This is a genomic window from Gracilimonas qinghaiensis (assembly GCF_046602855.1).
In the GTDB taxonomy this organism is placed as follows: domain Bacteria; phylum Bacteroidota; class Rhodothermia; order Balneolales; family Balneolaceae; genus Gracilimonas.
The window spans coordinates 165,070-191,257 of record NZ_JBKINJ010000002.1; the positions used below are offsets into that span (position 1 = coordinate 165,070).

The following is a 26,188-nucleotide window of genomic DNA, read 5'->3' on the forward strand; positions in this document are numbered from 1 at the left end:
CCCGGGAGAGGAAACAAAGGTGAGGGTGAGGAGTTGCCAAGGTCCAGTAGTTATTCAGTACTTCCCAAACAAAAAAAGCTCCTACGCAGAGCGTCAGGAGCGAGATTAATGGAATTCATTCCTTACAAACTTTTTTGAGGCAGAGCCTCTTAACGGCATTGAACAGCGGAGCTACTCAATGAAATCTAACTACCACAGACTACTATCAACTCCCCTTGCTTAGACGCTATGCGTCGGAGCATGTAGTTATCAGAGTAAGATAAGGAGTCAGCGGCTCAGTGAGCCGCTGTACTTTATTTTAATCACCAAAAGAGCCGGCAGGACCGGGAAATACGACCGGGCTTTCGAAGCCGTCTTTGGAGACACTGGCTACACCAAAGTAGTAGTTGTCGATCACAACATTCTTCAATGTGTGCTCAGTTACATCTGCAGGTACAAGTACACTTTTCTCCCATTGGTTGGAATCGGTCAGTCGCCAATAGATCTTATAACCGGCCAATTGTGGATTCTCATCCGGATCAAGTGCTTTCCAGCTTAGAGTGGCACTTGGTCGAACCGCGCCGGAAATTTGTACTTCAGCCGGTGGGCTCGGAGCCCACGACATACCAGCCATAACCACGGCGTTCAAGCCTGTTAGTTTTGCAGCGTAATCAAATTCAACTTCGCTGAGAACATCTCCGTACTCTATACTATCTTCGGTTCTGATATCCTGATGCTGGCGCACATAATCTTCATTGGTTTCCATGATACGCACACCCGGAAAACCGGCATCATTGAATGGCCGGTGGTGCCCACCTCGGCCAAAACGATCCAAGCGATAGATCATCATCACATCAAGATTTCTGATATAAAGATCAGCCATTTTGTCGACATAGCGAGCCAGATTACGGGATGGTGAATCTACTTCTCCACCGGTAAAGCGGCGAATACGAGCTTCACGTTCGGTCTCAACAGCACGGGTTCCTTCTGAAAATACGCGGGCCGTAGTGTTATCAATCACTCCGTTTATACCCTGAATATTACCGATCATATCATTATTCAACACTCCTTTTATATCCCAGCCCTGCTCTTTAGCATATTCAGCCAGAATCTCTCCTCCAAACAATCCCTGCTCTTCACCGGAAAGTTGAGCATACATGATAGAACCTTGAAAATCATATTGACTTAACACACGAGCCGCTTCCAAGACACCCGCCACGCCAGAGGCATTATCGTTGGCTCCGGGAGAAATGGATTTAGCATCCATTACATCGCTTACACGGGAATCAATATCACCGCTCATTACCACAAATCGATTCGGATCAGCTGTACCCCGTTGAATAGCTACCACATTTACCACTTGCACCGGTTCAGGAATACGACTTCCTTCTTCCCCACCTACATAATCACTTACGTAAAATACCTCGAGGCATCCTCCACAATTCTCCGAAATACGTTCAAATTCAGCTTTTAGCCAGCGGCGGGCAGCGCCGATACCTTCTGTTTCAGACGTTGTATCTGACAGTGTATGACGGGTACCAAAACCAACAAGTTTGGTAATATCAGCTTCAATACGTTCTGCTGACGGAGCCGCTCCGATATCCCGCAAAACTTCTGTCTGCAAGGTCTGAGCCAAGACTCCACTCAATGCAAACAGAACGGTTGCCAGGCTTAAAATAATAGTTTTAAATATTTTCATAGGATCATTTATTATTCGAGTTGTTATGTAAATTTCTTTCTTTTTTCAGGTATTCCTGAATGTTTTTTTGAAACTGAACCTGAGCTTTCAGACCGGCTCGGTGACCGAACAAAGCTCCCAATCCGCAAGCCACGATCACCACAAACATGAACGTCATTTGTGCCTCTCCTAGACCTGCATCATAGATCTGAACCCAAACCAGTGGCGGGATAGCGACAAGCAGACCAAAGATATATGGAACCGGGCTTGCGCCCTGAAGTCTCCGCATAAAACGGCGGCCGGTAACAAACACAATGTTCATGTATACCAAGCCAAAGCCAAAGAGAAATAAGGTTCCTACATATGATGGATCCGTTATTTTGACTAAAAACTCAGATGATAACAATGTAAATGCTGCAGACAGCATAAAAACACCTGAAGCATAAAAAGCGAACCGTGGGATATTATCCAAAATTATATAGTGGGATTAAGATTTAAGAATTAAGTTCTCACGTTCAGTCGCGAACGAAAAATACAACAATCAACGCTTTTGAGATGGTTAAAAGGTGCAATAGAATTTATCAGGTATTTCTGTCACAATTATTGGGATAGCCAATCCTGAGGGTTTACAAACTGATTACCATCCCTGACCGCAAAGAAAAGTACTTCACCTAGTTCGGATTCCGCTGTGCCTGAATTTCCGATCTTATCACCGCGGTCAAGAACTGAGCCAACCTGTACATTGATACTTGAAAGATTCCCATAAGCCGTGTAATAGGAACCATGCTTTACAAAAACTACGTCTCCATATCCACGAAGTGGCAAGATCTCAAATACGTATCCAGGCGAAACAGTTAAAACGGGGGCAGCCGATTCAGTTACAATATCAAGACCCGGGTGTTCAGTATTCGTTCCATATAATGGATTCCGTACTCTGCCAAACTTCTTAGCCACGGTTTTACTGTTTACGGGCCATGGCAATAAACCTTTTGACTGCACAAATTCATTTTCATAGGTCAGTAGAATTTCATCACTCACAAAGTTTTCACGCACCACTGAGTTGGAATATTTTTCGACTTCGGCAGCCCTGCGATCGGCGTCTGCAATGTTCCTAGCTTGTTCCAGTCTACGTAACCGTTCATTTTCCTGACGTCTCAATTCTTCTTCCGCACCTATCAGATTGGTAAAGGTATTCTCTAAATTCTCTTTCTGTTCACGGGTCTTTCTGAGTTCGGCCAGCCAGCTGCTGCGTTCCTGTTTGATCTCTTCAACCGTTTGTTCCTGTTGCCGGCGCTGAACTCCCAATTCTTCTTTTTCTTGCCTTATCTCTTCTATCACCTGCCTGTTGCGTTCATAACTGTCCTGAAGATCAGCTTTCACCTGATCCAGTTCTTCCTTGGCATTACGGATTATTTCGGCCTGTTTAGTCTTTTGTTCATCAAATCTACGCAGGTAATTTGAGCGCACAACCATTTGATTGATCGATTCTGAAGTCAGTAACAACTCGAGGTTTCCGGCGCGCCCTTTTTTATAGGCATACATAATGATCTTCTGATAATTATCCATAAGCTGTTCGAGCTCTGCCTCCCGTACATCCAACTCATTTTCGGTAAGGTTTATCTCAGCCTCAATTTGTGATTGCTCATTCTGCAGGCTTTGTATCTTATCATCCTGAAGAGCAATAAGGTTGTTAAGTGATTGAAACTGTTCGTAGGACCGGTCAAATTTTTCTTCCGCCTGATTAACCCTATCCTGATAGTTCTTGATCCGTGCTTCCAGAACATTGATCTCTGCCCTGGTATTTTCCTGACGCTTCAAAAGCTCTTCCCGCCTTTCCTGATAGGTTTGTGCAAACAGATCACCTGTTGAAACCAAAAGAACAAGGAAACAACAAATGTATTTAACTGTACCGTACGATCTCATAGTCTTTGGATCTTTATGTTATCTGGTATATCTATTTCTAAGTTGATCCGGTCGGGATTTGTTTCCAGTGAGCGCACTAAAAAAACCACCCTGGAGTGTTCATCCGCACTGAATATCGTAATTTTTCTTGGCAATACATATCCATTCAATTCACTATAGCTTTCATAGAAAATCCTGGAATATGGTGAATTTTGCCTGATGGTTTGTTCTACACTTTGTACACGGCCATTATCGCCATCAATTATCACTCGTAATCCATTATTCATTAACAGCCTGAAAGAGGATTCGTTTTCCTGCAGTACGTTTACCTTTCCCGCATCTACCTTAAAATTGATAAGATCCAACATGTTGATAGATGTCAATTCATTCAGACTCGTCAACCTTCCATCATAAATGGATATCTTTTGAGCCTCTTTTTCGAGCCGATTATAGATGAGGATAGAGTCTTGCTCCACCAACATCTGCCCGCCTTCAATACCAATCCTGTTTTGGATGGTGAGCAGGCTACGGTTCTCATTGGTTGCAAAATCGATCGTCACCCTATCGCTGTTGCCCGGCTCGCTTATAATGGCACGCCCCTTTCCGGATAGAGTAACAAGTTCACCGGAATAATCAGGGATCATCGATACTATTTTATCAACTGGGACCTCACTTGGCCGGAAATTACCTTCCACGGTCAATTCAGAGGTACTGCTGCAGGCGCTGAACATAAATAGCATTCCCAATAATAAATAATGGGGTTGTTGCAAAGGAAGTCTCAAATCTATCCGTTTAATTTATCTTTTAAATGAATTCGTTCGGGGTCGTTTTCTAACGCCTGTTGCCACCACTTTCTTGCCTCCTCCATATTGCCCAGCTTTTCATACACGTCGCCAAGGTGTTCATAAACTTCAGCACTTGCGCCTCCAGTATCAATAGATGCTTTGATGTATCTCCGTGCCCGTTCGTAATCTTCCAGTTTAAAGTATACCCAACCCACTGTATCAAGATAAGCTGCATTGTCAGGTCCCACTTCAACAGCTTTTAATGCGAGCTCTTTAGCCTTTTCCAGATTCTCTCCCCTTACCGATAAATTATAGGCGTAATTGTTCATGGCATTGTCGTTCTCAGCATCATACCTTAGTGCCAGCTCATAGGCCTCATCTGACTGTTCATGCTTCCCAAGGTTTCCCCGAACGTCACCAAGTGTACTGTATATGATCGATTTAAAAGGCCTGCGTGCAGGAGCCCGTGCCGCATTTTCAAGCCACTCTTCAGCGCTTTCATTTTGATCTGAAAGCATATAAGCACTTCCCACAAAGAACTGTATAAAGGCATCTTCAGGAACCGATTCATGCGCCTGCCTACCGATTTCAATTACTCTTTCATATTCCTGTTGGCCCAAAAGTAACTGTAACCGTTGTCTCCAGGCGATCTCATCTTCAGGCAAAAGCTTATTGGCTTTTTCAAGCAGCTCAAGCGCACGTTCGGGTTGATCCATCTGGGCATAGAATTCTCCTGACAAACTAAAAGCAGGTCCATAATCCTGATCGGTACCGGTGAAAGCATCCAGCACCCCCTCTGTTTCAATGCGCAGCTGCACGTTTTGGGGATTTTGTTGGGCCCTTGAATACAGAAATCGGGCAATATTCATTTTCTGTTCGGGCTGAATTAGAGGATCAGATACAAAGTTTGAAAGCAGGGTTCCTGCACTGTCCCACTTTTGTTCATCCAGATACAGACTTGCCAAGTTAATAAGCGACTGCGGGTCGCGTGCATTTCGTTCCAATGCATTACTGAGAACCTCTTTAGCTTCATTTTCATTGCCGTAATTGGCATAATACTGACCGAGCATATTTAGCATTTCAAGATTGTCAGGATCGAGTTCACGGATCTCTTCGAGCTGGGCAATAGCGGAGTCAGGGGCCGCAAGTGCTTCATAATTTCTGAATTTCATTAGTAATACTGAGATATCACCACCCCTTAGTTTCAAAATGTCATCCAGGATCTGATTGGAGCGAACGAATTCGCCGTAATCTTTATAGGTATCTGCCAACATGAACAGGGCATCGAAGTCCTCCGGATACATATCAAGCAGTGTATTCAGTTCCCTGAGGGTAGCATCATTTTGACCGGCACTGCGATAGATCTGTGCCAGCTTAAGGCGATACCATTTATTTTGAGGATCACCGTCAACCGCCATTTTTCCATATAAAGCGGCACTGGGCAGATTATCAAGCCTGAAATAGACATCCGCCAGCGCATAATCGACACCTGTTGATTCACTCAGATAATTTTTTGCTTCCAATATGAGCTCTTCGGCTTTTTCGTATTCTTCATTTTCGAAAGCCTCCAAACCCTGTATATACATTGATTTTCCGCTGAGTTCATCTTCAGTCTGAATCTGAGCCAATGCCGAACTGCCTGTTGTTAATAGAACTCCAAAAAGTAAACCTATCAAATATTTCATAACAGTCATATTAACGTCAAGTATAACAGGAAAGTGCGATTTTTGCTTGTAATTTGACGGATTCCGGAGAAATGATTATTTGTACGGATAATTTATAAACGAAATTACTGCTAATGAATCAAGAACTCTACTTCATTGCACTCATTCCACCGGATTCCCTGAGGGAACAGATACAGCAAATTAAACTGGAGGTGGCTGAAAAGTTTCAAAGCTCTCACTCGCTTAATGCCCCGCCTCACATCACTCTGATCAGTCCCTTTCGTGTAAGTGATGAGCATACATCAAGACTCCATTCAATCCTGGAAGTGTATGCTCAGGGACACAGGCCATTTAAAATTCAACTAAAAGATTTTGCGACCTTTCCGCCAAGAGTGATCTTCATAGATGTGAAAATATCTGAAGCGCTACAGCAATTTCAGCAAAATCTTGAGAAAATGATCCGTGCTGAAGATGCTTTTGGTTATAACTATCAGAAGCGTCCCTATCATCCCCATATTACACTGGCCTTTAAGGACCTCTCAAAAGAAAACTTCTATAAAGCCTGGGATGAATTTAAAGACCGAAACATGGCAAAGACTTTTTTAGCTGATCACATTTATCTGCTAAAGCATAATGGTGAGCTCTGGGAGATTTTCAGGACTTATCCACTAAATAAGTTATGATAGAAACAGGCTTAATTTAAAACTAAACCGGAATGCGCCATAGTACTTTAATGTTAAAGGATCGAAATATAAATCCAATCAATCCTTAGAATGCAACAATGACGAAGTCACTTAAATTGTTTAAAGAAATAGAATTGGGTCCATTATCATTACGAAACCGCGTGGTTATGGCGCCCATGACGCGCAGCCGCGCCACTGCTGAACACGTCCCAACTGACATGATGGCAACGTATTATGAACAACGCTCGGGTGCCGGACTCATTATTACAGAAGGTGTTGCTCCCTCTCCCAATGGTGTCGGATACCCTAGAATTCCGGGAATTTATAATAACGAGCAACGTGATGCCTGGAAACCTATTACTGAAAAAATTCATAAAAACGCCGGCAAGATATTTATGCAGCTGATGCACACCGGACGTATATCTCACAAATTAAATATGCCTGATGGCGCAAAAATTATCGCACCCAGTCCTGTCCCATTCACAGACGAAAAGATGTACACCGATCAGGAAGGGCCACAGGATTATCCGGTTCCCGAGAAAATGACCGAAACTGAAATTCAGTCTACCATTCAGGAATTTGTGGATGCATCCAAACGCGCTATACAAGCAGGATTTGACGGGGTTGAAGTACACGGAGCAAACGGATACCTGATCGAGCAGTTCTTAGCTCCAAATACCAATACAAGAGACGACAAATACGGTGGCTCCATTGAAAACCGAAACCGTTTTGCCATTGAAGTTTCAAAGGCTGTCGCCGATGCCATAGGCAATGAAAAGACCGGGATCAGACTTTCTCCTTATGGTGTATTCAGTGGCATTGAGATTCACGACGAGATCGACAAGCAGTACACCGAACTTACCGACGCCCTTAACGATCTGGGACTGCTATACATCCATATTGTTGATCACTCTGCCATGGGAACACCTGAAGTACCGGCTTCCATTAAAGAAACCATAAAAGATCATTTCAAAGATGGTGCGATAATTCTTTCCGGTGGGTACAATAATGCTGAAGAAGCCAATGATGATCTTGAAAACGACAGAGGAGATCTTATAGCATTTGGCCGGCCTTTCATTTCAAATCCGGATTTAGTGTATCGATTGAAAAATGATATTTCTCTGGCCGAACCGGATCAAGACACCTTCTATACCCCGGGTGCAGAAGGTTATGTTGATTACCCGAAAGCAGATGAAAAGTAGCTTTTAAATAGTGCGTAATAATAGCCTGCTAACCCAAATTCGATAAATATATGACAAAGACTACAAGGGTCACATATAAAAAGGAATTAAAAATCTGTTCGCGAATTATCTGACATCTGCAGCAATGAATATTTTTGATCCAAAACAGGTTAAGAAGTCGGCTCAAAGTATCCTTCAATATTTTCACGCAGTTTCTGGGCCAGTTCCTTACGATCTGCTGACTGTTCGGTTCTTGACCCGAATTTGATCTTACAATAGATCTTATGGGTTTGGGAAAGTTTGACCAGATGCTCCAGGAAACCATGGCGGGCACCGAAAAAGCAGATACTGTCCCGTGCGGGTTTATCATCTTCTGATGTGGCATACGAGATAGACGCTGTGTGCACCGGAATTCTCTCATCAGCGGGAAATTGTAGCAGTGAGGCATGGAAAGGAAGGATCTGTTCACCACCTGAGGAGGTAGCCTCCGGGAAAAAGATCAATCCCTGATACTCATTCATGGATCTCGACAACTCCTCATTCACCCGCTTTACGTCCGTCTTACGCTTACGGTCCACAAATATCACCCCGACAGCATGAACCATATAACCTATGACCGGCCAGTATCTTACAGCTTTTTTAGCCACAAATGTACATCGGAGACTCAGATAGAGCGGAACGATATCCAGATAACTCAGGTGATTGGAAACAAGAAAAAAGGGAGGCTGTGGTGGTTTTCCTTCGATCTCAACTTCCATATTGAATATAAAAGCAACGCCATTAGCCCAGATCCGCATAAAATTATTTCGCCAGGGCTCATATCTCTTACCCAATACTTTAGGACCCAACAAACCAACCCAATAGATACCAAATGCGGATAGGGTAAAAACCGCCAGAACCAAAAGCCTGAAATATCCGCGGATCTTACTCATAATTGTTTCAACTGTTTGTTATCCGAAAAACATCTTTCGGGTTCTGTCAGATATATTTTCGATATCAAGAAATACCATCACATAAAACAGCTCAAGGTCTTTTTTATAAGCGGGCTTACTGATGATCTTACACCCAACACTTAGATAATTTTGAAGGAGTCCGGGTACCTCAAAATCTTTTTTACGCTCTACATCAAAATCAGATTCTTCCAAATCATAAGGTTTAGCGCCGCTTATCTGATATTTCGAATGAATGTAATTACGAGCTTTTAACTCCTTGTAAATGGCAATGCCTTCCTCAGCCGATTCAGCCGGAATACCCAAACTACCTAGCAAGTACCTCTGATCAAAAGCCTGTAAGTATCCGGCAAATCCTTTCCAAAGCAAAAAGAGCACGCGCCCGCTACGGTGCTCTTCCTCAATACAGGCCCGGCCGACCTCAAAACTCTTTTTCAAAACTTCGTCGGGTAACTCCTTTAGGTTGAACAAACTTTCTGAATAGAAGCCCTCACCGGCAGCCGCCTGTGCATAAGTCTGAAGACGGTAGGTACCAACTACCTTACCTGTTTCATTCTCCTTCACAATGAGATGGTGGCACTGCTCATCATAATTATCTTCATCTATGGTTTTTGACGAATCGAATTCTCTTTCAAGCTCTTTATAAAAGACCTCGTATCTGAGTTTTAAAGCCTGTTCAATCTCTGTGTCTGTAGATGCTATACTGACCGTATAACGGTGATTTGAAATATCAGGTAGGATCTTCTCTTTAGCTTTCAACTTTGTGCTTTAGTTTTATTTATCAATTTTTTCAATACTTAGCCAACAACTTTACGGATTTAAAACATTCCGTTGCAGAGGGATCGAAAGGAAGCGAATGATTTATTCTATCACATTGTAATACTGCATAAGTCCTTTAGATCCAACTCTGAAAATATCACTAAATCCCGCCTTCAATTCAATAAATATCTATGAAGCTGTTTTGTGGTCAAAACCTGTAATAATCTGTACATTAAGCCTCTTTGATTTTCATGAGAATCTTTAATTGTCGAACTATCTGAATTTGTCTTCACAAGCTGAGTCTGAATCAAAACCCCTCCTGCGCGATGTAAATCTATACATCATATTCGGGATAACCTTGACCGCAGTGATGGGCGTTTCATCCATTGCACCGGCTTTTCCTACTATTGCAGATTCTCTTGATGTTTCAACAGAACGCATCGGGCTTCTTATCACCTTTTTTACTATTCCGGGCATTATCATTACTCCGGTGCTCGGGTTACTGGCCGACAGGTTTGGACGGAAGGTGGTATTAGTGCCATCTCTCTTATTATTTGGAGCAGCAGGAACCGCTTGTGCGTATGCTACCTCATTCGATCAGATGCTTTTATTCAGAGCTTTACAGGGAATGGGCAGCGCTTCTCTTGGTGCATTGAACCTAACCTTGATCGGTGACCTTTATTCCGGAAATCAGCGGGCTACAGCCATGGGTTATAATGGTAGTGTACTCAGTATAGGCACGGCATTCTATCCAGCAGTGGGAGGTGCCTTGGCCATCCTTGGTTGGTACTATCCATTTTATCTTAGTCTTTTAGCCATTCCGGTTGGCATTTTTGTGCTGATTAAACTTGAAAAGACAGGTTCTAGCGGTGGACTCAATATGTCAGAGATCTTTTCGAACGTGGCTTCCTCACTGATATCCAAAAAGGTGGTGCCTCTGTTTGTCGGCATCTTTCTAACCTTCATCATGCTTTATGGAGGTTACATTACTTTTTTCACCATACTCTTAGATGAGCGCTTCGATCAAAATTCCTTTTGGATCGGCATCATTCTGTCCGGCTCTTCGTTTATGACCGCTTATGCATCCTCTCAATTGGGTAAACTTACCGAACGTTTTTCTGAGGTCAACCTGATCCGAACGGCCGCTTTACTATATCTGGCTATTTTTCTGATCATCCCCCATGTCACTAACATCTGGTGGTTCATCATTCCGGTTGTCATCTTTGGAGCCGCACAGGGTATAAATATACCAAGTATTCTAAACCTGCTAACCGGTTACGCTGACAAGGAATATCGTGCAGCCTTTCTTTCAGTTAATTGGGTGGTGATGCGTACAGGTCAGGCTCTTGGTCCTTATCTGCTTGGCTTGGTCTATGCCGGAATCAGCCTCAATGCTACTTTTTATGCTGCAGCTATTGCAGCCGGACTGTTCGTTATCTCTTCGTTCTTCTTCATGAAGAGAGACTGGTACATTGCGGCGGATGTAAAAAGGATCGAAGATCTGTAAAGCCAATGCCCCCTTTTAAGTTTTAGGCATCACTGCAAAAGAGTACACTAAACCCTAGCTTCGAACTCATTCTTCCCCACACTTGTTTTTACAGAAAATAAATCACATAAATTTAAAACATCGAACTATGAGTGAACAAATGAAAGCCGTCTTTATTGAGGATTACGGTGACCTAACCAATATAAAAACCGGTCAACTGGATAAACCTGAAGCCGGTGAAGGAGAAGTTTTAATCCGTGTAAAAGCAGCCGGAGTCAATCCTGTTGATGCTGCTGTAGTAAGGGGTATGCTTAAAGATGCTATTCCCGGTGATTTTCCACTCATTCCGGGTTGGGATGTAGCGGGTGTTGTTGAAGAAACCGGCCACTCGGTCAGCCGTTTTAGTACTGGAGATGAAGTTTATGCCTATGCAAGACGCCCCAAAATTCAACACGGAACTTTCGCAGAATATGTCAGCTTACCGGAATCTTACCTTGCCGAACGACCAACCAATATTTCTATGGACGAAGCCGGCGGAATCCCGTTAGTGGGATTAACAGCCTATCAGGCCATTTTTGATTTTGGTGATCTCAAAAGGGGGGAGACCCTATTAATTTTAGGTGCTTCAGGTGGAGTGGGCACTTTGGCTATTCAATTAGCAAAATCTGTTGGAGCAAATGTTATTGGAGTGGCGAGTGAAGCCAATCATGAATACATGAAAGAACTCGGGGCTGAAATCACAATTGATTACAAAAAAAATCACGTAGGTAAGGCAGTTGAAAAAGCCCAACCGGAAGGCGTTGATCTTATATTTCATTGTTCACGTGGAGATTCTTTTACAGAAGTCATGGAAAAGGATGTTTTAAAAGAAGGTGGGAAAGTTGTCTCTATAACCAAAAGTAAACCTGATATCAGCGATGATATTGAATTCAAATATGTATTTGTAGAACCGAATGCAGAACAACTTGAACATATTGCCGGACTTGCCGACAACGGTAAAATCAAAGTACCGGTCTCCAACACCTATTCACTGGAGGAAGCCGGTCAAGCATTGCAGGAAATTGAAAAACTGCATACCAGAGGAAAACTGGTTATTACTCCGTAGTAGACAAACTGTAAAGTTTCAGAGCCGATTTAATTTAGATTGGCTCTTTTTAATTTGGTTATCTGACAGTTTAACCTTTTAGATTTGTATACTCTTTTTTGAGGATCTTAGCTGAATTGAGAAGCTTGCTCTTTTCAATAGTAGTCAGCTCTGTTCCAATGATCGAGGCCACTCCATGTTGCGAAAGAAGACACGGTGTTGCCAAGCACACATCATCAATATCATATTCTCCCTCTAAGTGATAGGAGACGGTCAGCACCCTGCGCTGATCTTTTAAAATAGCTTCCACGATCTGCACTAAAGCAAGGCCTACACCAAAGTTGGTTGCCCCCTTATAATCGATCACGTGATAAGCTGAGTCTCTCACATCCTGCTCAATATCATGTTTTTTCTGAGGCCAGTCTTCTATTCCCAGCTGATCGCTGTATTCATCGAGTTGCACCCCGGAAATGTTGGCCATGGACCAGGCGGCAAACTCACTGTCGCCATGTTCACCCAATATATAGGCATGTATGCTTCCCACATATACATCAAAGAATTCACTGAGCAGATACTTGAAGCGTGAACTGTCGAGCACCGTACCGGATCCGATCACGCGATTTCGATCCCATCCTGATCGCTCAAGCGCGATCTTGGTGAGAATGTCCACGGGATTTGTAACCACAACTATCACAGCCTCAGAACCCTGCGCTGTGATCTGATCCACAATACCTTCGATGATGGATCCGTTCTTTTTCAGCAAGTCGAGCCTCGTTTCACCTTTCTTTTGTGCCGCCCCTGCCGTGATCACAATAACATCTGCATCCCGGTAATCTTGCTCTGAACCGACATATATCTCGCTGGTTGGATAAAATGGCAGTCCATGTGCCAGATCCAAAACCTGCCCTTTACAGAGCTCTTCATTTACATCGATAAGGCAGACCTCGTCAGCTGCACCATTTTGTGCCATGGCATAGGCAAAAGTGGCCCCAACAGCGCCGGCTCCAACAATAGCCACTTTTCTAGAACGCCAGGATGAAGGGTTTTTAGAATGAGGTGTTTGTGACTTTAAGGTATTATCCATAATGAGTTTTTTATACTATATGTGTGAGTGAGTGTATCATCGTAACCCGAAGTCTGCTCAATGCGTTTCAGATCCCTAAAAGGAAGCATTAAGATCGCCTTGAAACAGTATGTTTTGTAAAAGGCATCATCGGATCGTATAATCCAATTCATACTTAATAAAATTCAACCACTGATGAAACGCCTTCATACCCTATTTGCTCCATTCCTATTCACACTGCTTCTTATACCGTCAGAAACTATACTCGCACAGATCGACCGCGAATCCGGTAATCTGATCTCTACCCGTTCTGAGGTTATCGCTCAGCGCGGCATGGTGGCCACAAGTCAGCCTTTGGCTACACAGGTTGGCCTGGATATCCTCAGAAATGGAGGTAATGCCATTGATGCAGCTATTGGCGCCAACGCCGCCATGGGACTTATGGAGCCCACCGGTAACGGCATCGGTGGCGACCTGTTTGCCATTATCTGGCATGCCGAAAGTGGTCAACTTTATGCGCTGAATGCAAGTGGGCGCTCTCCACGCGGACTTTCATACGACCGCCTGATGCAGATCCTTAAAGAAAAAGGAGAAGACGATATTCCTGCTTACGACCTGCTTTCAGTTTCCGTACCCGGAGCCGTTGATGGATGGTTCGAAATGCATGATCGATTTGGATCGACTGACATGAATGCTATTTTATCTGAACCGATCTTTTATGCTGAAAATGGCTTCCCGGTCAGTGAGGCGATCTCAGCCTCATGGAGACGCAGTGTCCCCTTCCTGAAACAACAACCCGGTGCTTTTGAGGAAACCTTTACCATCGACGGCGAAGGACCTGAAAAAGGCGAGGTTTTTCGCAATCCCGATCTTGGCAACACCTTCCGTTTGCTTGCTGAACAAGGCCGGGATGCCTTTTACCGTGGAGAGATCGCCAGAAAGATCGATGCATGGATGAAAGAAAATAACGGGTACCTTCGATATGAGGATTTTGACAAACACCACTCAGAGTGGGTTAAACCACAAACCGTGAACTATCGGGGCTATGATGTGTATCAAGTGGGTGGAAACGTGCAGGGGACTGCTGTCCTTCAGATGCTCAACATTCTGGAAGGATTCGACCTGACCGAAACAGGATTTGGAACTGTAAAAACCCTTCATTTAATGATCGAAGCCAAAAAGCTGGCTTTTGAAGATCGCGCCAAACATTACGCCGACCCTGCTTTTCATGATGTTCCCTACGACAAATTGCTATCCAAAGAATATGCCGCTGAGCGACGTAAACTGATCGGTGATCGTGCCCGCCGTGATCTCACCACAGGGGTTGAGGTACTGGAAGATGGCGATACGATCTACCTTACAACGGCTGATGAGGAAGGCAATATGGTCTCACTCATTCAGAGTAATTTCCGTGGCATGGGAACAGGTTTTGTGGTTCCCGGAACCGGATTCAGCTTTCAGAACCGTGGTGAACTTTTTTCCCTCGATCCAAATCACCCCAATGTCTATGCTCCGGGCAAGCGACCGTTTCACACCATCATTCCCGGATTTTTGATGAAGAATGGCAAACCCATCATGGCATTTGGCAATATGGGGGGCGGTTATCAACCGATCGGACATGTCAGCATTCTAACGAACGTGATCGATTTTGGGATGAATATTCAGCAGGCTGGAGACGCCTTCCGATGGGAACACTCTGGGTCGACACAGCCTACTGACGAGCTCTCGGATAAATTGACCAATTCAGGTCAAGTGAGCATTGAATCCGGGGTGGATTTTAATGTGGTTCAGGCTCTTCGACAGATGGGGCATAACGTACAGATCGGAGACAGCTTCTTTGGCCGCTTCCAGGCTATCATGCGCGACCATGAAAATGGAGTGTATTTTGGGGCCTCGGAGTCGAGGGTGGATGGTCAAGCTGCGGGCTACTAGTTCTGTTTTAATTATTGAGTGGCAGGCTGGTGCACACAATCCTTCCTAACCAAGACGTTGGGAAGGCAATTAAATAATAACTTCTGAATAAGACATTCCGGACCTATCTTAAGATCAATGCTTACTCACCTGCCGCATTACATTATCAGCGGTGATGGCATAAAATGGTGTAATTGGGTACCCACTCTTTCGAAGCACCCGGGCCGTCCATTTGTTTGACGTTCTTGGAAAAAAATACAGTTCCTTTGCCTTAAAGAAGGCACTGTTCCTGTACAATCCAGGCTCGGCATATTCCAGCTTTCCCTCCCCGTCCCTTTGAAAACGCTCTGATATATAGGTGATCATCTCTTCCATACCATCTTCGCTAAGATGTAACTCTACAACATCAGTTCCTGAAAAATAGATTTCTACATCATCATCAAAGCCAACCACGTGAAGTACGCTTCCTGTTGGCCAAAAAGCCGCTCTGAGTAGCAATCCAATGCCCGTCCGTTTAGCCGGATAGTACTTGGCATCTCCCCAACCCATCATTAGGAACCTTGATCCCGGCATTTCTTTATGATGCGGTAGCTTTTTTCTTAAATATTCGCCCTCAAAAGCAATAGCAGTATGCCAGCCAAGATTCACCACATGCACCTGAACCGGACGTTGCTCTTTATTTTCGGGGTAGAGTTCGGAAACCGGACCCAAACAGCTCGTTACAAAAAAAGAAAGTAACAATATGAAAAGATAGTAGATACGGTTCATAAGATCTAAATATAGATGCTTAAACCTACTTGAGACCAAAAGAAGGCTATTTTTTCTTATTGGGAGATACTTTAGACGCACGCTCAAGATCTTCAACCCGGCGAATCAATTTATCCAATCTTTTATTTGTACCCATGATCAGGAATGGGACCAAGATCCACAGTATTCCAAGAACAAAAAGAAATACCATTAAAATTAACCCAAGTGTGCCTGCAAACACATTCATAGCTCTTTGTTTTATTATAAGTGATTTACCAAATGCAATAAAACACTTCTTTCATTAATCTGCAGGTAAATTAACAAATACTTCTATACTCGTCACGAAGCTCCGGCTACGTGATAGAGCCCGAAGCTTAACTATAAGTTTTTAGCACAAGGGAGTTGCTTTGGCCAGAACCTATTCTCATTCCTAATAGGCAAGATTCTAAAGCGGTACTCTAAGGAAAGGTGGCCTTACCCTGACACAAAGGGTTTGTGCTCAAAAACAAAAAGCCCTGCACTTCATGATAGATGTGCAGGGCTTGAAATGTTAACAAAAACAGAAAAGGTTATTCTTCCTCAGGTGGATTACCCAGTTCGATCTTTTTCTCAATATAACCGCCACGGGTCGATAGGATCTTAACAGTGCCCCTCGCGCCTTCAATGCCGTTCAGCTCAACCTCGAAATATACTTCCTGAGATTCTCCGGCATCCGTATATCCGGCCCGGATCGTCTTATCGTATAACTCAGGAGTGATGATCTTGAGTTTGGCATCTTCATGGCCCTTGGTAAGCTCAGAATCAAAGTCTAGCTGAACCCGATCTTCCCGGACAATTTTAACCAGCTGTGCCTGCTCTAAGGCGACCGGCAATTCTCCGGTGTTCGTCCAGCTAACGGATATTTTATAGGTATTCTCCTCAGTTTGCTCAATGTTTACATCATCAAGGGTAAGTTGTGGAAGTTCCTTTGCCATCATTAAATTGAATAAGGCTTGTTTTTCGGCCCATCGTTCAAGCTGCCATGGTGGCCCATTCTGGCTGAAGAATTTGGGGTGAAACCCACCGATCTCAACTTCACCAAGTTCAGGATGCTCAAATTTGGTCCATGCCTTAAAGCCTCGGCCTTCATTTTCACGAAGATCCCATTGCAAAGCATCATAATCGTCATAAATTCCATCTTTGTTATAATCTTCCATCGCACCGTTATTCCATAGCTCATCGCCATACCAGATGGAGCCAAAATAGAAATATCCAAAATCAGGCCCGTGGCCAAACAGTGGGCTTGGCCTTGAAGGATCTCCAGTTACTCTGTTGGTCGGATAGCGGGTCATATAGGTCTCGTAGACATCCCCGGCCCACGGGTATTCTGTGATCTCAAGACCAAGGCTGTCGTACTTTTCATAAAGGGCAAGATCCTGAGGGTACATTCGCTCTTCACTCTTTGAAGTGGATGGCGGACGTAAATGCATAGGAACACGCGTGTCCATTGAGTTTACGACGGATATATTCGGATGGGTCAGCATCCACATGACCACAGATTTTGATTCAGGCTCACTTAGCGGGTAATCTCCCGCTCCATATTGAGTATAACCCCGGCCGGTAAGTTCACGCCCCACATCCGGCCTCCAGTTTTCAGCATAGTTACGATGAAGGTCTAGTCCGCCAATGCCGTCTTCGTTGTAGTCTCCATCTACGTCATTATCAATGCCTTCAGAATAGACAAACCAATCACCTTTTCCTGCCAGCACTCGTTTCATCAGTCGACCTTCCGGGTCTCTGGGGTCAATGATATAATTAGCTTCATCCATTTCATCAGGATCGGCTTTTTTTCGCATGGAATAAATGATGCCGTCACCATCCAGATCTTCAGCAGAATCTTCATCCAGGAGACCATCTCTGTCATTATCATGTGGCCGAACAGAGCTTCGGTTTGCCTGAGCTGTATGAAGGTAAAGATTTGAGCCGTCCGGATTATTTTGCGGACGGAGATAAATGGCTTTGGTATCTATCAATTCAGTTATCTCAGGATCTTTTCCGTAATTTTCAAGCAGGTGTTCAGTAAGCCATAAAATAGATTCACTGCTGGTGATCTCGCCACTATGCCGCCCACCTTCAAAATAAGCAGCGGGTTTATCAGTGTGTTTTCCTGTTTCCTTATTGGTGATCGTCATCTGGAGAATGGCTCGTCCCTCAAAACTTTTAGCAACCTCGTATAAGTCTACTATATCAGGATATTGTTCAGCCCAACGCTGATACCATTCATACATTACATTCACCGTGTGGTACGTATTAAATGTCAGTTCCTCTCCTGCTTCATATTCAACTTCCGGAAACCGATGCTGTTCAAAAAAACTGATCCCATGCCGTTCACCGCCAACGGTGTACATGGTAGTATCCGATTCCGGCCAATTCGGTTTATTTAACGGAGTAAAATTTTGTGCAAAAGCCTGGCCGAACATAATAACGGCTAAAAGCAATGATAGCCCAATTCTTTTCATATCAAATAAGGTTAGTTAACGTTCAGTAATTACATGCAATGTAATGGATTAGATACAAAAATTTTGAACATTGTGATGGAGTGTAAGATCTGAGATGAACCTTCGCATAAAGATCAAACAGAGATCTTGATAAACATCCCGAAGCGGGACACGGATAACGGAATATTTTTTAACCTATGTATAGAACTTTTACTAATGACTATCGCGTTAATAGATTACAGGTGAGTTTGAACATACATTTATGTGTCCTTACTGCGGGGTTCAGATCAACATGATCTTGGAACAGTTCTACCCCGAACAGGAATACATTGAGGATTGTGAGGTTTGTTGCAATCCCATTAAAATTTATTACAAATTTCAAGGTGAACAACTGCTTCAATTTCAAGCAACAACTATAGGACAATAAATGTCAGTCATTAAGCACCACATGGATCTTAAAAACGCCTGGGAACTGGTTTTTGATCAACTAGAACAAGCTTCAAAAAAACCGGATCACGCTTTTCGTTACTTAACGATGGCTACCCTTAGTAAAGAGAAAGCGCCTGCACAACGGATGGTAGTACTGCGAGAATTCAGTAAAGATGACGTTCTTATCACTGTTTTTACTGATGCCCGGTCCAAAAAGGTTGAGGAGATCAAGAATAATGATTCTGTAAGTCTTCTCTTTTACGATCCTGAAGAAAAACTTCAGGTTAGCATTAAAGGAAAAGCTTCCCTTCTAACAGAGAACCATAAAAAAATGAAGTATTGGAATGAATCCGGTTCACATGGAGCTTATTCCTATACAGCCCATAGAAGTCCTGGAGAAGTAATCCAAGATCCCGCCGAAGCCTACGATTGGGATCTGGAAAGTGCCGAAAATTTTTGTGTGATAACCATCAAAGCTAAAAGCATGAAGTTTCTTCAATTGAATGGCCATCGTCATTTACGGGCTTTTCAACGTTTCTCGGATGGATCCCGGAAAAGAAACTGGATCGCTCCCTGAGCACATTCAAAAAAACAAAAAGCCTGATGGAATAACCATCAGGCTTTTAATAATGACATCTAAGGATTTCAGATTACTGCAGATGTGCCGGTGGTGATGTTGCTTCTACTGCTGAGAATGTTTCCAAAATTTTGTAGGTGTGTGCCGTGTCTTTTGGAACCAAATAGGAATCTCCCTCCTTCAACTCAATCACATCATCGTTAAGATGTAATTCTGCATGGCCTTTCAATACATAGCCGACTGTTTCGTAAGGACTGCTGTGTGTTTCTTTGTCAGCACCCGGCTTTTCATTTTTCCATATTCTCAATCCTACGTCTTCACCTGTTGCCAGGATTTCCTTCACGTCGTCACCTTCAGATAATTTCGCTTTATTTGAATTGCTCATAATTCGTCCACTAGTTTTGTTTTAAATATTCAAAGATATAACAGAAACGAGGGCGCGGGCATTTCATTAGGCCCTGCGCCTGCTATTGTATTTTTATTATTCATTGGAAACTTTTAAAGTACAGTCCGATACTTTCAAAATAACTTCAATACTGCATTTGGTATACTTAAATAAACCCCGTGATTCACCTTTAGAATCATATTCAGGATAAACCAAAGTATGCGCTCGTTTGTTTTCTTTTCATCATGACACACAAATTATCTTATAGAGCATATAAACAATCACCAGAAGGTGGCATGAGATTTGTTTGTGATATATAAAAATTGAAAAGGTGTAGTTTCTTTTTGCTAATTAATTATAGGGGGTCCCTACCCAAATAATTTTGCCAATTATATTATCCTCTAATTCCTCTAAAGGAATAAGCATGGGTTTGTATTTACTATTGATCGTGGAGAGCTGAATTTTATTATTGGGAGCTTTCTGAACCATTTTCATACGTATAACATCAGTAAACTTAATTAAATAAATACCATCTAAGTTTATATTTTTTTGCTCTCTATCGATAATAGTTATGCTTCCTGGTTTAATATCAGGATACATTGCATCGCATTGTACTTTTATAACAATTAAATTATCGAACGATTCGATATTTACAAATTTAAAAATGTCAAGGCATATCGTAATTTCTTCTTTACTCGAACGCCAATCAGAAATACTCAGGGATCCTTCACCGCTAATATTGTCTTCATACATCTTATAAAAAGGAAGCTTAATAGTACTGTCTGTAGAAGGAAAAGCAGCATTATTAAGAACCGGCCCGCTATCCTTGAGCAGCCAATTTGGGTTAACTCTTTTATCATAATTAATAATTTGAACCAGAAAATCCCACCCCGGAACTGATTTACCTGCGCGGTACCTATAATACGAGGCTAAACTACAGCCACATATTTTCGCCATTTCAGAAGGATCAAGATCTAAAACTTCCTCAAGGAGCTTGAGCTTATTAGAGATAGACTGTGTTAAATATTGTAATTCTAACATTCTCAAATTTGAGATTTAAGGCATCCTTTGTTTCTTAGCTTATCAACAAGCATCAATCTATAAAAAAATACACACAAAAAAGCCAATCAAAGAGGGAAGCGAATTTTATGAAACAAGTTATACAAAGTGAATTCGGAAAGCCGGATAGCTTTGAAAATATTGTTCGCCTCGCTTCTTACATCTGTGGCACATGGGCAGCGATGATTAACTGCCTTGATAATAAATACCAATGGACACTATTTAATGTCGGCTGGGAAAATACGCAGATCCCCAAAGCCGACACTATTTGTCAGCTTACCACAAAGGATGGTGAACTCCTATATATTCCGAATACGGAGAGCGATGAAAGAGTCCGGCACATTGAAGCCGTGCGAGAAGATCCAAATATTAAATTTTATGCTGGGGTGGGTTTTAAAGTTACAGAGGATTTGAAAGGAACCTTATGCGTGATCGATGATAAGGCCGGGGAACTAACCAATATGCAAAAAGAGGCACTAAGAACTCTTGCCTCTGAGGTAGAAGCACGGCTAGATTTAATTTCTCAAAAGCAACGGATTCAAAAGAAAAATGAGGAACTTGAGAAGAAAAGACGGTTTTTAAAGAACTCCCTCGATATCCTGATGATAGTGGATCCAGACTCTCTGGTTATCGAAGAAGTGCATACAGAAATAGACACAAAATTTGGCTACACCTCAAAAAATCTGGAAGGAAATCGGCTTACGCAATACCTTGGCTCATCAAATTCATCAGATTACGTTGATCGTCTTAAGCAATGGAAGAATGAAAATAATAAAGGCGTGTTTAATTTTGAGGTAAATTTTTTAGCAAAATCAGACGATAATATTTGCCTGATGCTAAATACCTCATTGACGGAAGACAAGCTCTACATCACAGGAAAAGACATTACGCGACGCAAAGCGACCGAAAATCTACTTTTGAAGGAGAAAAGCCTCAGTGATGGCATTATCGAGAACCTCCCCGGAATTTTTTGCCTTATCAATAAAGATGGGATAGTGGAAAGGCTGAATAAAAACTTGGAAGCTATCACGGAATACGGCCCGGAAGAAATAGATAACCAGCATTTTTTTAAATTCCTGCCACCGGATAAAGCCGAAAGTGCTTTACTGAAACTCAATGAAATTTTTGACAAACAGTCTGCCCAGGCTGAGTTAACAATTTTAACCAAAACCGGCAAACAAATTCCTTTTCTGTTTACCGGTTTTCGCCAGAATATTGAGGATGAACAATTTGCGGTGCTTATAGGCATAGATATATCAGAAGAGAAAAAAGCAATACGTGAAAATGAAGCTAAAGAAAAAAGCCTTCAAAAAGCCTATCAGCGTCTTAAAAATGCCCAACATGTAGCAAAAATAGGCAGTTGGGAATGGGACCTGCAACACGATGAACTCTACTGGTCGGATGAAACCTTTGAAATCCTTCAGTATGATAAAATAGAGCACACTGCCTCTCTTGAACTTCTGTTCGATCGCTTACCCTCACACGCAAAAGAACGAATGGAAATGGTTTTAGAAAGGGCATCAAGTGGTGCTGATTTTAAAGACTTTGAGCACGATGTGATCCTGCCGGGTGGTAAACGCATACACGTATATGAAAGGGGAGAGGTAATAACTAGCCAGGAAGGAAAAGTTTTAACCATAATCGGTTCTATACAAGATATAACGGAGCAAAAAAACATAGAATTAGAGCTTAAAAAGGCTCTTGAGGAAAGAGAAGTCATGATGATGGAAATTCATCACCGGGTAAAAAATAACTTAGCCGTGGTATCAGGATTATTACAGCTGGAATCCGGCTTTGAGGATGATATTACCGCTAATACGTCACTTTTAAAAAGCATGGGACGTATCAAATCAATGGCGGCTATTCATGAACACCTTTATAAATCGAAGAGTTTTTCTAGCATTTCTTTTGACACCTACATCAATGAGCTGATTGAGATTCTCCAAAACCTGTACCAAGATAAGTCGGATAACATACAAGTGCATATCCACTCCGATGCAATGGACCTTAATATCAATCAGGCTATACCCTGTGCATTAATTTTGAGTGAACTCATTTCGAATTCATACCAACATGCTTTTAATGATAAAAAGCATGGGCTGATCGATATAAATATGAGCTTACAGGGAGAGGATGTGCATATCATATATTTTGACGACGGTGTTGGAATTGATAAAAATATAGATCCTGAAAAAGCACCCACTCTCGGTTTTACTCTTGTGGAAATACTTAGTCAACAGTTACAAGCAGATTATAAAATTACCAGCGAGCAAGGCATGAAAGCACATTTGCAATTTAAAAGAGAACTAAATATAAGAGGCCCAAACGGAAATACGTTTGCCCAAACATGATCAGGGAGTTCGTATTACGGATTTTATATAGATACTTTCAATTCATTACTGAGATTTTTGCAGAGGTGAGAACTACAGAGGAGTATTCGGACATAGAATTGTAATAACCCACAAACTTGTTGGTCTCTTTTGCCTCATATGAGTCAAGATTTTGGGCCCACCGATAAGCAATAGGCTGATAATACAGTTCTGCATTGACCTGAAGTGGTCCGGTCACATCCTGTAACTTTACTCGATATCGAACGCGGTCACCGCCACCCGTGAAATCATTATCATTATCTGCAGAACCTTTAACGGCAATATCCTGCTCTGCTGTGACTTTATCGAAACCTTTAGGTAAAATTCGATTGTCCTTAATGTATCGAATTGCGGTAAGGAGTCCGGTCGTTACGCGATCCTGAGGATCCACAAGTATTGCTTCGTAGATCTGCACCTGATCTTCCTCGGTGATTTCACTGTAATGCTGTTCATACTGATTACCGGTGAGATCGTTATCATTTCCTGCAATTGAGCCATTAGGCATTACTTTACCCGATTCAAAAATAACATTATCATCCTCATCTGTCACTGAGAAATGGACCCACACGCGTCTGGACGGATAAGCAGTTGGAAGTTTATGCCCGGCAAGGTTTTCAATGTTCACATCAGCAATCAGTTCATTCCCAACTACTTCTGAATTGGTAATGGATATATAAGCTGATTTGGTTTGCAGGTGCTTGATGGTTCGATTGACAGCAGCGTCCATTTCTTGAGGCAAAGCCTGCACTCCCAATTCATCCCGATAGCGATTTAGCATTCTTTGCATGAAGAAATTACCGCCTCTGAAAGAGTGCTTTGAAACATCCTCACGAGGTTGCCCCCAAACAGAAGATATTGGCGTGTCTTCTTCTACTACCGGCATGTGGCAGGATTGGCAACTTTGATCATTGACAAAACTGCTATGTTTCCATTCAAGGTAGGGCACCTGCTCGGGGAGTTCGCCAATCACTTCTCCATCAGGTCCCAGAGTATGGGTATAAAGCGTATGGCAGGTTGCACAAAGCTCTGATTCTATAAGGTGTTTTGATTCCGCCTGCACGAAACCTGATGAAGAGTGCATTATATTTGATCGACCCTGATCTACGGAATATGGACCATAGATTTCACGCTGACCCATTGGTTTTTCGGTATCAATAAGAAACCCACCAACAAAGCTTTCACGCTCCCCAAAATTATCACTTTTAATCTGATGACATGTAGTACAGGATACTCCATCCATTGCCAGCTTGCTGTGTTCAGTTACGGTTTGGCTTCCCGGAAGATTGGCAAATACCTGCGTCATTTGCCCCTGAGTTTCCGCCTGATAATGAGCCATCGGCATATGGCAGGTAGAGCACTCATCTTCGATGGCAGTCTGAGATTCAGGATGGTCCATTACTTCTCTTCGAACGGCTGCATGCCAGTAGGGATCACGAGCTGAGTTGGCCATCATACTGGTACGCCAGTCAACACCAAAAGAGATATCCTCACCCGATGATGTAACTAAATTATTGTGACAGTTCATGCAATTATCTGCTGTCGAGAAAAGCATCTTTTCTGCCGTGTCAAGATCCATACCATGAATTTGAGGTACAGGATCCGGGTTTAAAGCCCGATAATTATTTATACCGATGCTTAAGGCAATCGTCAAAATTGGAAGTGAAATAATGATTATCAGGTTTTTAAACATCGCTTTCTCTCATTAATTAAACTATTTACTATACCAATTTGCATCTAATCTGCTCTACCACCCTTCAAAAAAACCACCATCAAACCAATCCCACAATATATAGACCATAAACTGAGAATCTCTGCCGGCATCATCTACCGGTATTCGGTAGCCAACATTAAGCATGATATGCTGGCGTTTGTTAAGAGTGACCTGCATCTGAGGCACAATATCCCAATGAACCTCAGTTCCGGATTCCAACTCTTTTGATCCAAGCATTTCCACCATGGGTGACCATGTTCGGCCCCAGGGGTTTGGGTTAAAGCTCTTACCTAGTGCGGCTCGCCAAAATGCTTCATCTTCTGCTTTATCCTTTAGCATCGGATATTCCAAACCTGTCTGAACGTGAATGAACCCGCCTGCCGGTAGTAATTGTCCGAAGGAAGCAAATGGCTCTAAAACCGTTGTACCCTTGCCAAAACCGGTAGCCGTATCGCCTGTCGGCAGTATCACTTCACCGGTTAAACTGAAAATTGTTCCGCTTTCATAATTGTGATAGACAACACGTTTCACGCCAACTGCCAGATCGCCCATATGTCCACCACTCCAATCACCACCCGGCATTTGGCTGTACCCAAACGGAAATACGATTTCTATCTGATTCCTAATACCAAAGCGTTGCTCATAAACAATTTCATTTGTCACTGCTCCTTCATTTTCCACATCAATAAAAGACGAAAACACAGCCTCATCTTCAGGGTACGCTTTTTCAGTGACCAAAGCTCTTGGCAGATTCAGTTCCCCCCGTGGCCAATTATCGTTCGTGCAAAATGTGCGGACGTAATTCATAACCCTTTGAAGTTCTTCGACGGAAAGAGCCTCACCAAATGCTGGCATCTCTGTGGAGAATCCTCTTGTGGGGCCGCCCTGATGTGCAACAGCAATCCAATCACCATCAGGTTCTCTACTCGCAAAATCACAATCCGTAAAATCAGCCGGAGGTGTTTGCAAACCAAGTTGCTTGACTGATCCTCCTTTTCCATCGGTTCCATGACAATTTGCACAAGCTTGCATATAAATTTCTTTACCTGAAAGCTTAGAATCTGTATAGGTTGTATCAATGGAATAAAACCCTTCGTCCGTAAGGCTGCTATATTTGTCAGAATCGTTAAGCGCTGTAAAAGCAAAAAACACAAACGTAGAAACAAGAATTACCAATACATTTTGTGGTTTCTTGTGAGGATAGCTTTTCTCCATGGCTTTTCTCTCTAATAATTAATCTGCTTTCATGCTTAAACGTAATACAATATCTGTTTAGATTAATTTTAAATATGCTTTCAGCGAAAATTGC

General features: G+C 42.7%; 23 protein-coding genes. 8 read left to right on the plus strand and 15 right to left on the minus strand.

All coding sequences use genetic code 11. The annotated features are described in order from the left end of the window. Positions 1 to 298: 298 nt before the first annotated feature. The 5 genes from ACKGJO_RS10700 to ACKGJO_RS10720 form a co-directional block, all read right to left on the minus strand. Positions 299 to 1,678, minus strand: coding sequence for a M28 family metallopeptidase (locus tag ACKGJO_RS10700; RefSeq protein WP_411323432.1), 1,380 nt, complete (start codon positions 1,676 to 1,678; stop codon positions 299 to 301). A 4-nt stretch (positions 1,679 to 1,682) separates the two neighbouring features. Beyond that, positions 1,683 to 2,129, minus strand: a complete 447-nt coding sequence (locus ACKGJO_RS10705; protein ID WP_411323433.1) for a hypothetical protein — start codon at positions 2,127 to 2,129, stop codon at positions 1,683 to 1,685. A gap of 128 nt (positions 2,130 to 2,257) precedes the next feature. Continuing rightward, the gene (locus ACKGJO_RS10710) at positions 2,258 to 3,580 is read right to left on the minus strand and encodes a murein hydrolase activator EnvC family protein (RefSeq protein WP_411323434.1); all 1,323 of its coding nucleotides are present in this window, start codon (positions 3,578 to 3,580) and stop codon (positions 2,258 to 2,260) included. Beyond that, positions 3,577 to 4,341 (minus strand): DUF4292 domain-containing protein, encoded by a 765-nt coding sequence (locus ACKGJO_RS10715; RefSeq protein ID WP_411323435.1) that lies wholly within the window; start codon positions 4,339 to 4,341, stop codon positions 3,577 to 3,579. The genes ACKGJO_RS10710 and ACKGJO_RS10715 overlap by 4 nt, the downstream gene beginning before the upstream one ends. 2 nt (positions 4,342 to 4,343) lie before the next feature. Next, positions 4,344 to 6,029 (minus strand): tetratricopeptide repeat protein, encoded by a 1,686-nt coding sequence (locus tag ACKGJO_RS10720; protein ID WP_411323436.1) that lies wholly within the window; start codon positions 6,027 to 6,029, stop codon positions 4,344 to 4,346. Positions 6,030 to 6,142: 113 nt separating this feature from the next. Here ACKGJO_RS10720 and thpR point away from each other — a divergent pair, with 113 nt between their 5' ends. Together thpR and ACKGJO_RS10730 are read left to right on the plus strand one after the other, a co-directional pair. Continuing rightward, complete coding sequence (gene thpR, locus ACKGJO_RS10725; protein ID WP_411323437.1) at positions 6,143 to 6,691, plus strand: RNA 2',3'-cyclic phosphodiesterase; 549 nt, start codon at positions 6,143 to 6,145, stop codon at positions 6,689 to 6,691. Positions 6,692 to 6,789: 98 nt separating this feature from the next. Continuing rightward, the gene (locus tag ACKGJO_RS10730) at positions 6,790 to 7,893 is read left to right on the plus strand and encodes an alkene reductase (protein WP_411323438.1); all 1,104 of its coding nucleotides are present in this window, start codon (positions 6,790 to 6,792) and stop codon (positions 7,891 to 7,893) included. 149 nt (positions 7,894 to 8,042) lie between these two features. On the opposite strand, the gene ACKGJO_RS10735 is transcribed toward ACKGJO_RS10730, so the two are convergent. Beyond that, on the minus strand, positions 8,043 to 8,804 hold the full coding sequence (locus ACKGJO_RS10735; RefSeq protein WP_411323439.1) for a lysophospholipid acyltransferase family protein: 762 nt from the start codon (positions 8,802 to 8,804) through the stop codon (positions 8,043 to 8,045). 18 nt (positions 8,805 to 8,822) lie between these two features. Next, complete coding sequence (locus ACKGJO_RS10740) at positions 8,823 to 9,581, minus strand: GNAT family N-acetyltransferase (RefSeq protein WP_411323440.1); 759 nt, start codon at positions 9,579 to 9,581, stop codon at positions 8,823 to 8,825. Positions 9,582 to 9,864: 283 nt separating this feature from the next. Here ACKGJO_RS10740 and ACKGJO_RS10745 point away from each other — a divergent pair, with 283 nt between their 5' ends. Both ACKGJO_RS10745 and ACKGJO_RS10750 read left to right on the plus strand, forming a co-directional pair. Further along, positions 9,865 to 11,088 (plus strand): MFS transporter, encoded by a 1,224-nt coding sequence (locus ACKGJO_RS10745; protein ID WP_411323441.1) that lies wholly within the window; start codon positions 9,865 to 9,867, stop codon positions 11,086 to 11,088. A gap of 127 nt (positions 11,089 to 11,215) precedes the next feature. After that, positions 11,216 to 12,172: an NADP-dependent oxidoreductase gene (locus tag ACKGJO_RS10750; protein ID WP_411323442.1), complete on the plus strand. Its 957-nt coding sequence runs from the start codon at positions 11,216 to 11,218 to the stop codon at positions 12,170 to 12,172. A gap of 70 nt (positions 12,173 to 12,242) precedes the next feature. Here ACKGJO_RS10750 and ACKGJO_RS10755 read toward each other — a convergent pair whose 3' ends face one another. Then, positions 12,243 to 13,235, minus strand: coding sequence for an L-lactate dehydrogenase (locus ACKGJO_RS10755; RefSeq protein WP_411323443.1), 993 nt, complete (start codon positions 13,233 to 13,235; stop codon positions 12,243 to 12,245). A gap of 174 nt (positions 13,236 to 13,409) precedes the next feature. Between ACKGJO_RS10755 and ggt the strand changes: the two genes are divergently transcribed. Further along, positions 13,410 to 15,146, plus strand: a complete 1,737-nt coding sequence (ggt, locus tag ACKGJO_RS10760) for a gamma-glutamyltransferase (RefSeq protein WP_411323444.1) — start codon at positions 13,410 to 13,412, stop codon at positions 15,144 to 15,146. A 114-nt stretch (positions 15,147 to 15,260) separates the two neighbouring features. Here the strand turns inward: ggt and ACKGJO_RS10765 are convergent, their stop codons facing one another. The 3 genes from ACKGJO_RS10765 to ACKGJO_RS10775 all read right to left on the minus strand — a co-directional run bounded on the left by ACKGJO_RS10765 (position 15,261) and on the right by ACKGJO_RS10775 (position 18,370). Further along, entirely contained in the window at positions 15,261 to 15,836 is a 576-nt protein-coding gene (locus tag ACKGJO_RS10765) for a DUF2459 domain-containing protein (RefSeq protein ID WP_411323445.1), read from the minus strand. Between the two features lie 103 nt (positions 15,837 to 15,939). Continuing rightward, a complete protein-coding gene (locus ACKGJO_RS10770; protein ID WP_411323446.1) occupies positions 15,940 to 16,119 on the minus strand; it encodes a hypothetical protein in 180 nt (59 codons plus the stop codon). A gap of 322 nt (positions 16,120 to 16,441) precedes the next feature. Beyond that, positions 16,442 to 18,370, minus strand: a complete 1,929-nt coding sequence (locus ACKGJO_RS10775) for a M14 family metallopeptidase (protein ID WP_411323447.1) — start codon at positions 18,368 to 18,370, stop codon at positions 16,442 to 16,444. A gap of 241 nt (positions 18,371 to 18,611) precedes the next feature. Between ACKGJO_RS10775 and ACKGJO_RS10780 the strand changes: the two genes are divergently transcribed. Together ACKGJO_RS10780 and ACKGJO_RS10785 are read left to right on the plus strand one after the other, a co-directional pair. Continuing rightward, on the plus strand, positions 18,612 to 18,776 hold the full coding sequence (locus tag ACKGJO_RS10780; protein WP_411323448.1) for a CPXCG motif-containing cysteine-rich protein: 165 nt from the start codon (positions 18,612 to 18,614) through the stop codon (positions 18,774 to 18,776). 21 nt (positions 18,777 to 18,797) lie between these two features. After that, complete coding sequence (locus ACKGJO_RS10785; protein ID WP_411323449.1) at positions 18,798 to 19,355, plus strand: pyridoxamine 5'-phosphate oxidase family protein; 558 nt, start codon at positions 18,798 to 18,800, stop codon at positions 19,353 to 19,355. 73 nt (positions 19,356 to 19,428) lie between these two features. Here ACKGJO_RS10785 and ACKGJO_RS10790 read toward each other — a convergent pair whose 3' ends face one another. Further along, entirely contained in the window at positions 19,429 to 19,740 is a 312-nt protein-coding gene (locus tag ACKGJO_RS10790; RefSeq protein ID WP_411323450.1) for a cupin domain-containing protein, read from the minus strand. 351 nt (positions 19,741 to 20,091) lie between these two features. Further along, the gene (locus ACKGJO_RS10795; RefSeq protein WP_411323451.1) at positions 20,092 to 20,781 is read right to left on the minus strand and encodes an XRE family transcriptional regulator; all 690 of its coding nucleotides are present in this window, start codon (positions 20,779 to 20,781) and stop codon (positions 20,092 to 20,094) included. 107 nt (positions 20,782 to 20,888) lie between these two features. Between ACKGJO_RS10795 and ACKGJO_RS10800 the strand changes: the two genes are divergently transcribed. Continuing rightward, positions 20,889 to 23,150: a histidine kinase dimerization/phosphoacceptor domain -containing protein gene (locus tag ACKGJO_RS10800; RefSeq protein ID WP_411323452.1), complete on the plus strand. Its 2,262-nt coding sequence runs from the start codon at positions 20,889 to 20,891 to the stop codon at positions 23,148 to 23,150. Positions 23,151 to 23,187: 37 nt separating this feature from the next. Here the strand turns inward: ACKGJO_RS10800 and ACKGJO_RS10805 are convergent, their stop codons facing one another. Beyond that, a complete protein-coding gene (locus tag ACKGJO_RS10805) occupies positions 23,188 to 24,858 on the minus strand; it encodes a hypothetical protein (protein WP_411323453.1) in 1,671 nt (556 codons plus the stop codon). A 54-nt stretch (positions 24,859 to 24,912) separates the two neighbouring features. Further along, the gene (locus tag ACKGJO_RS10810) at positions 24,913 to 26,094 is read right to left on the minus strand and encodes a c-type cytochrome (protein WP_411323454.1); all 1,182 of its coding nucleotides are present in this window, start codon (positions 26,092 to 26,094) and stop codon (positions 24,913 to 24,915) included. Between the last annotated feature and the right edge of the window lie 94 nt (positions 26,095 to 26,188).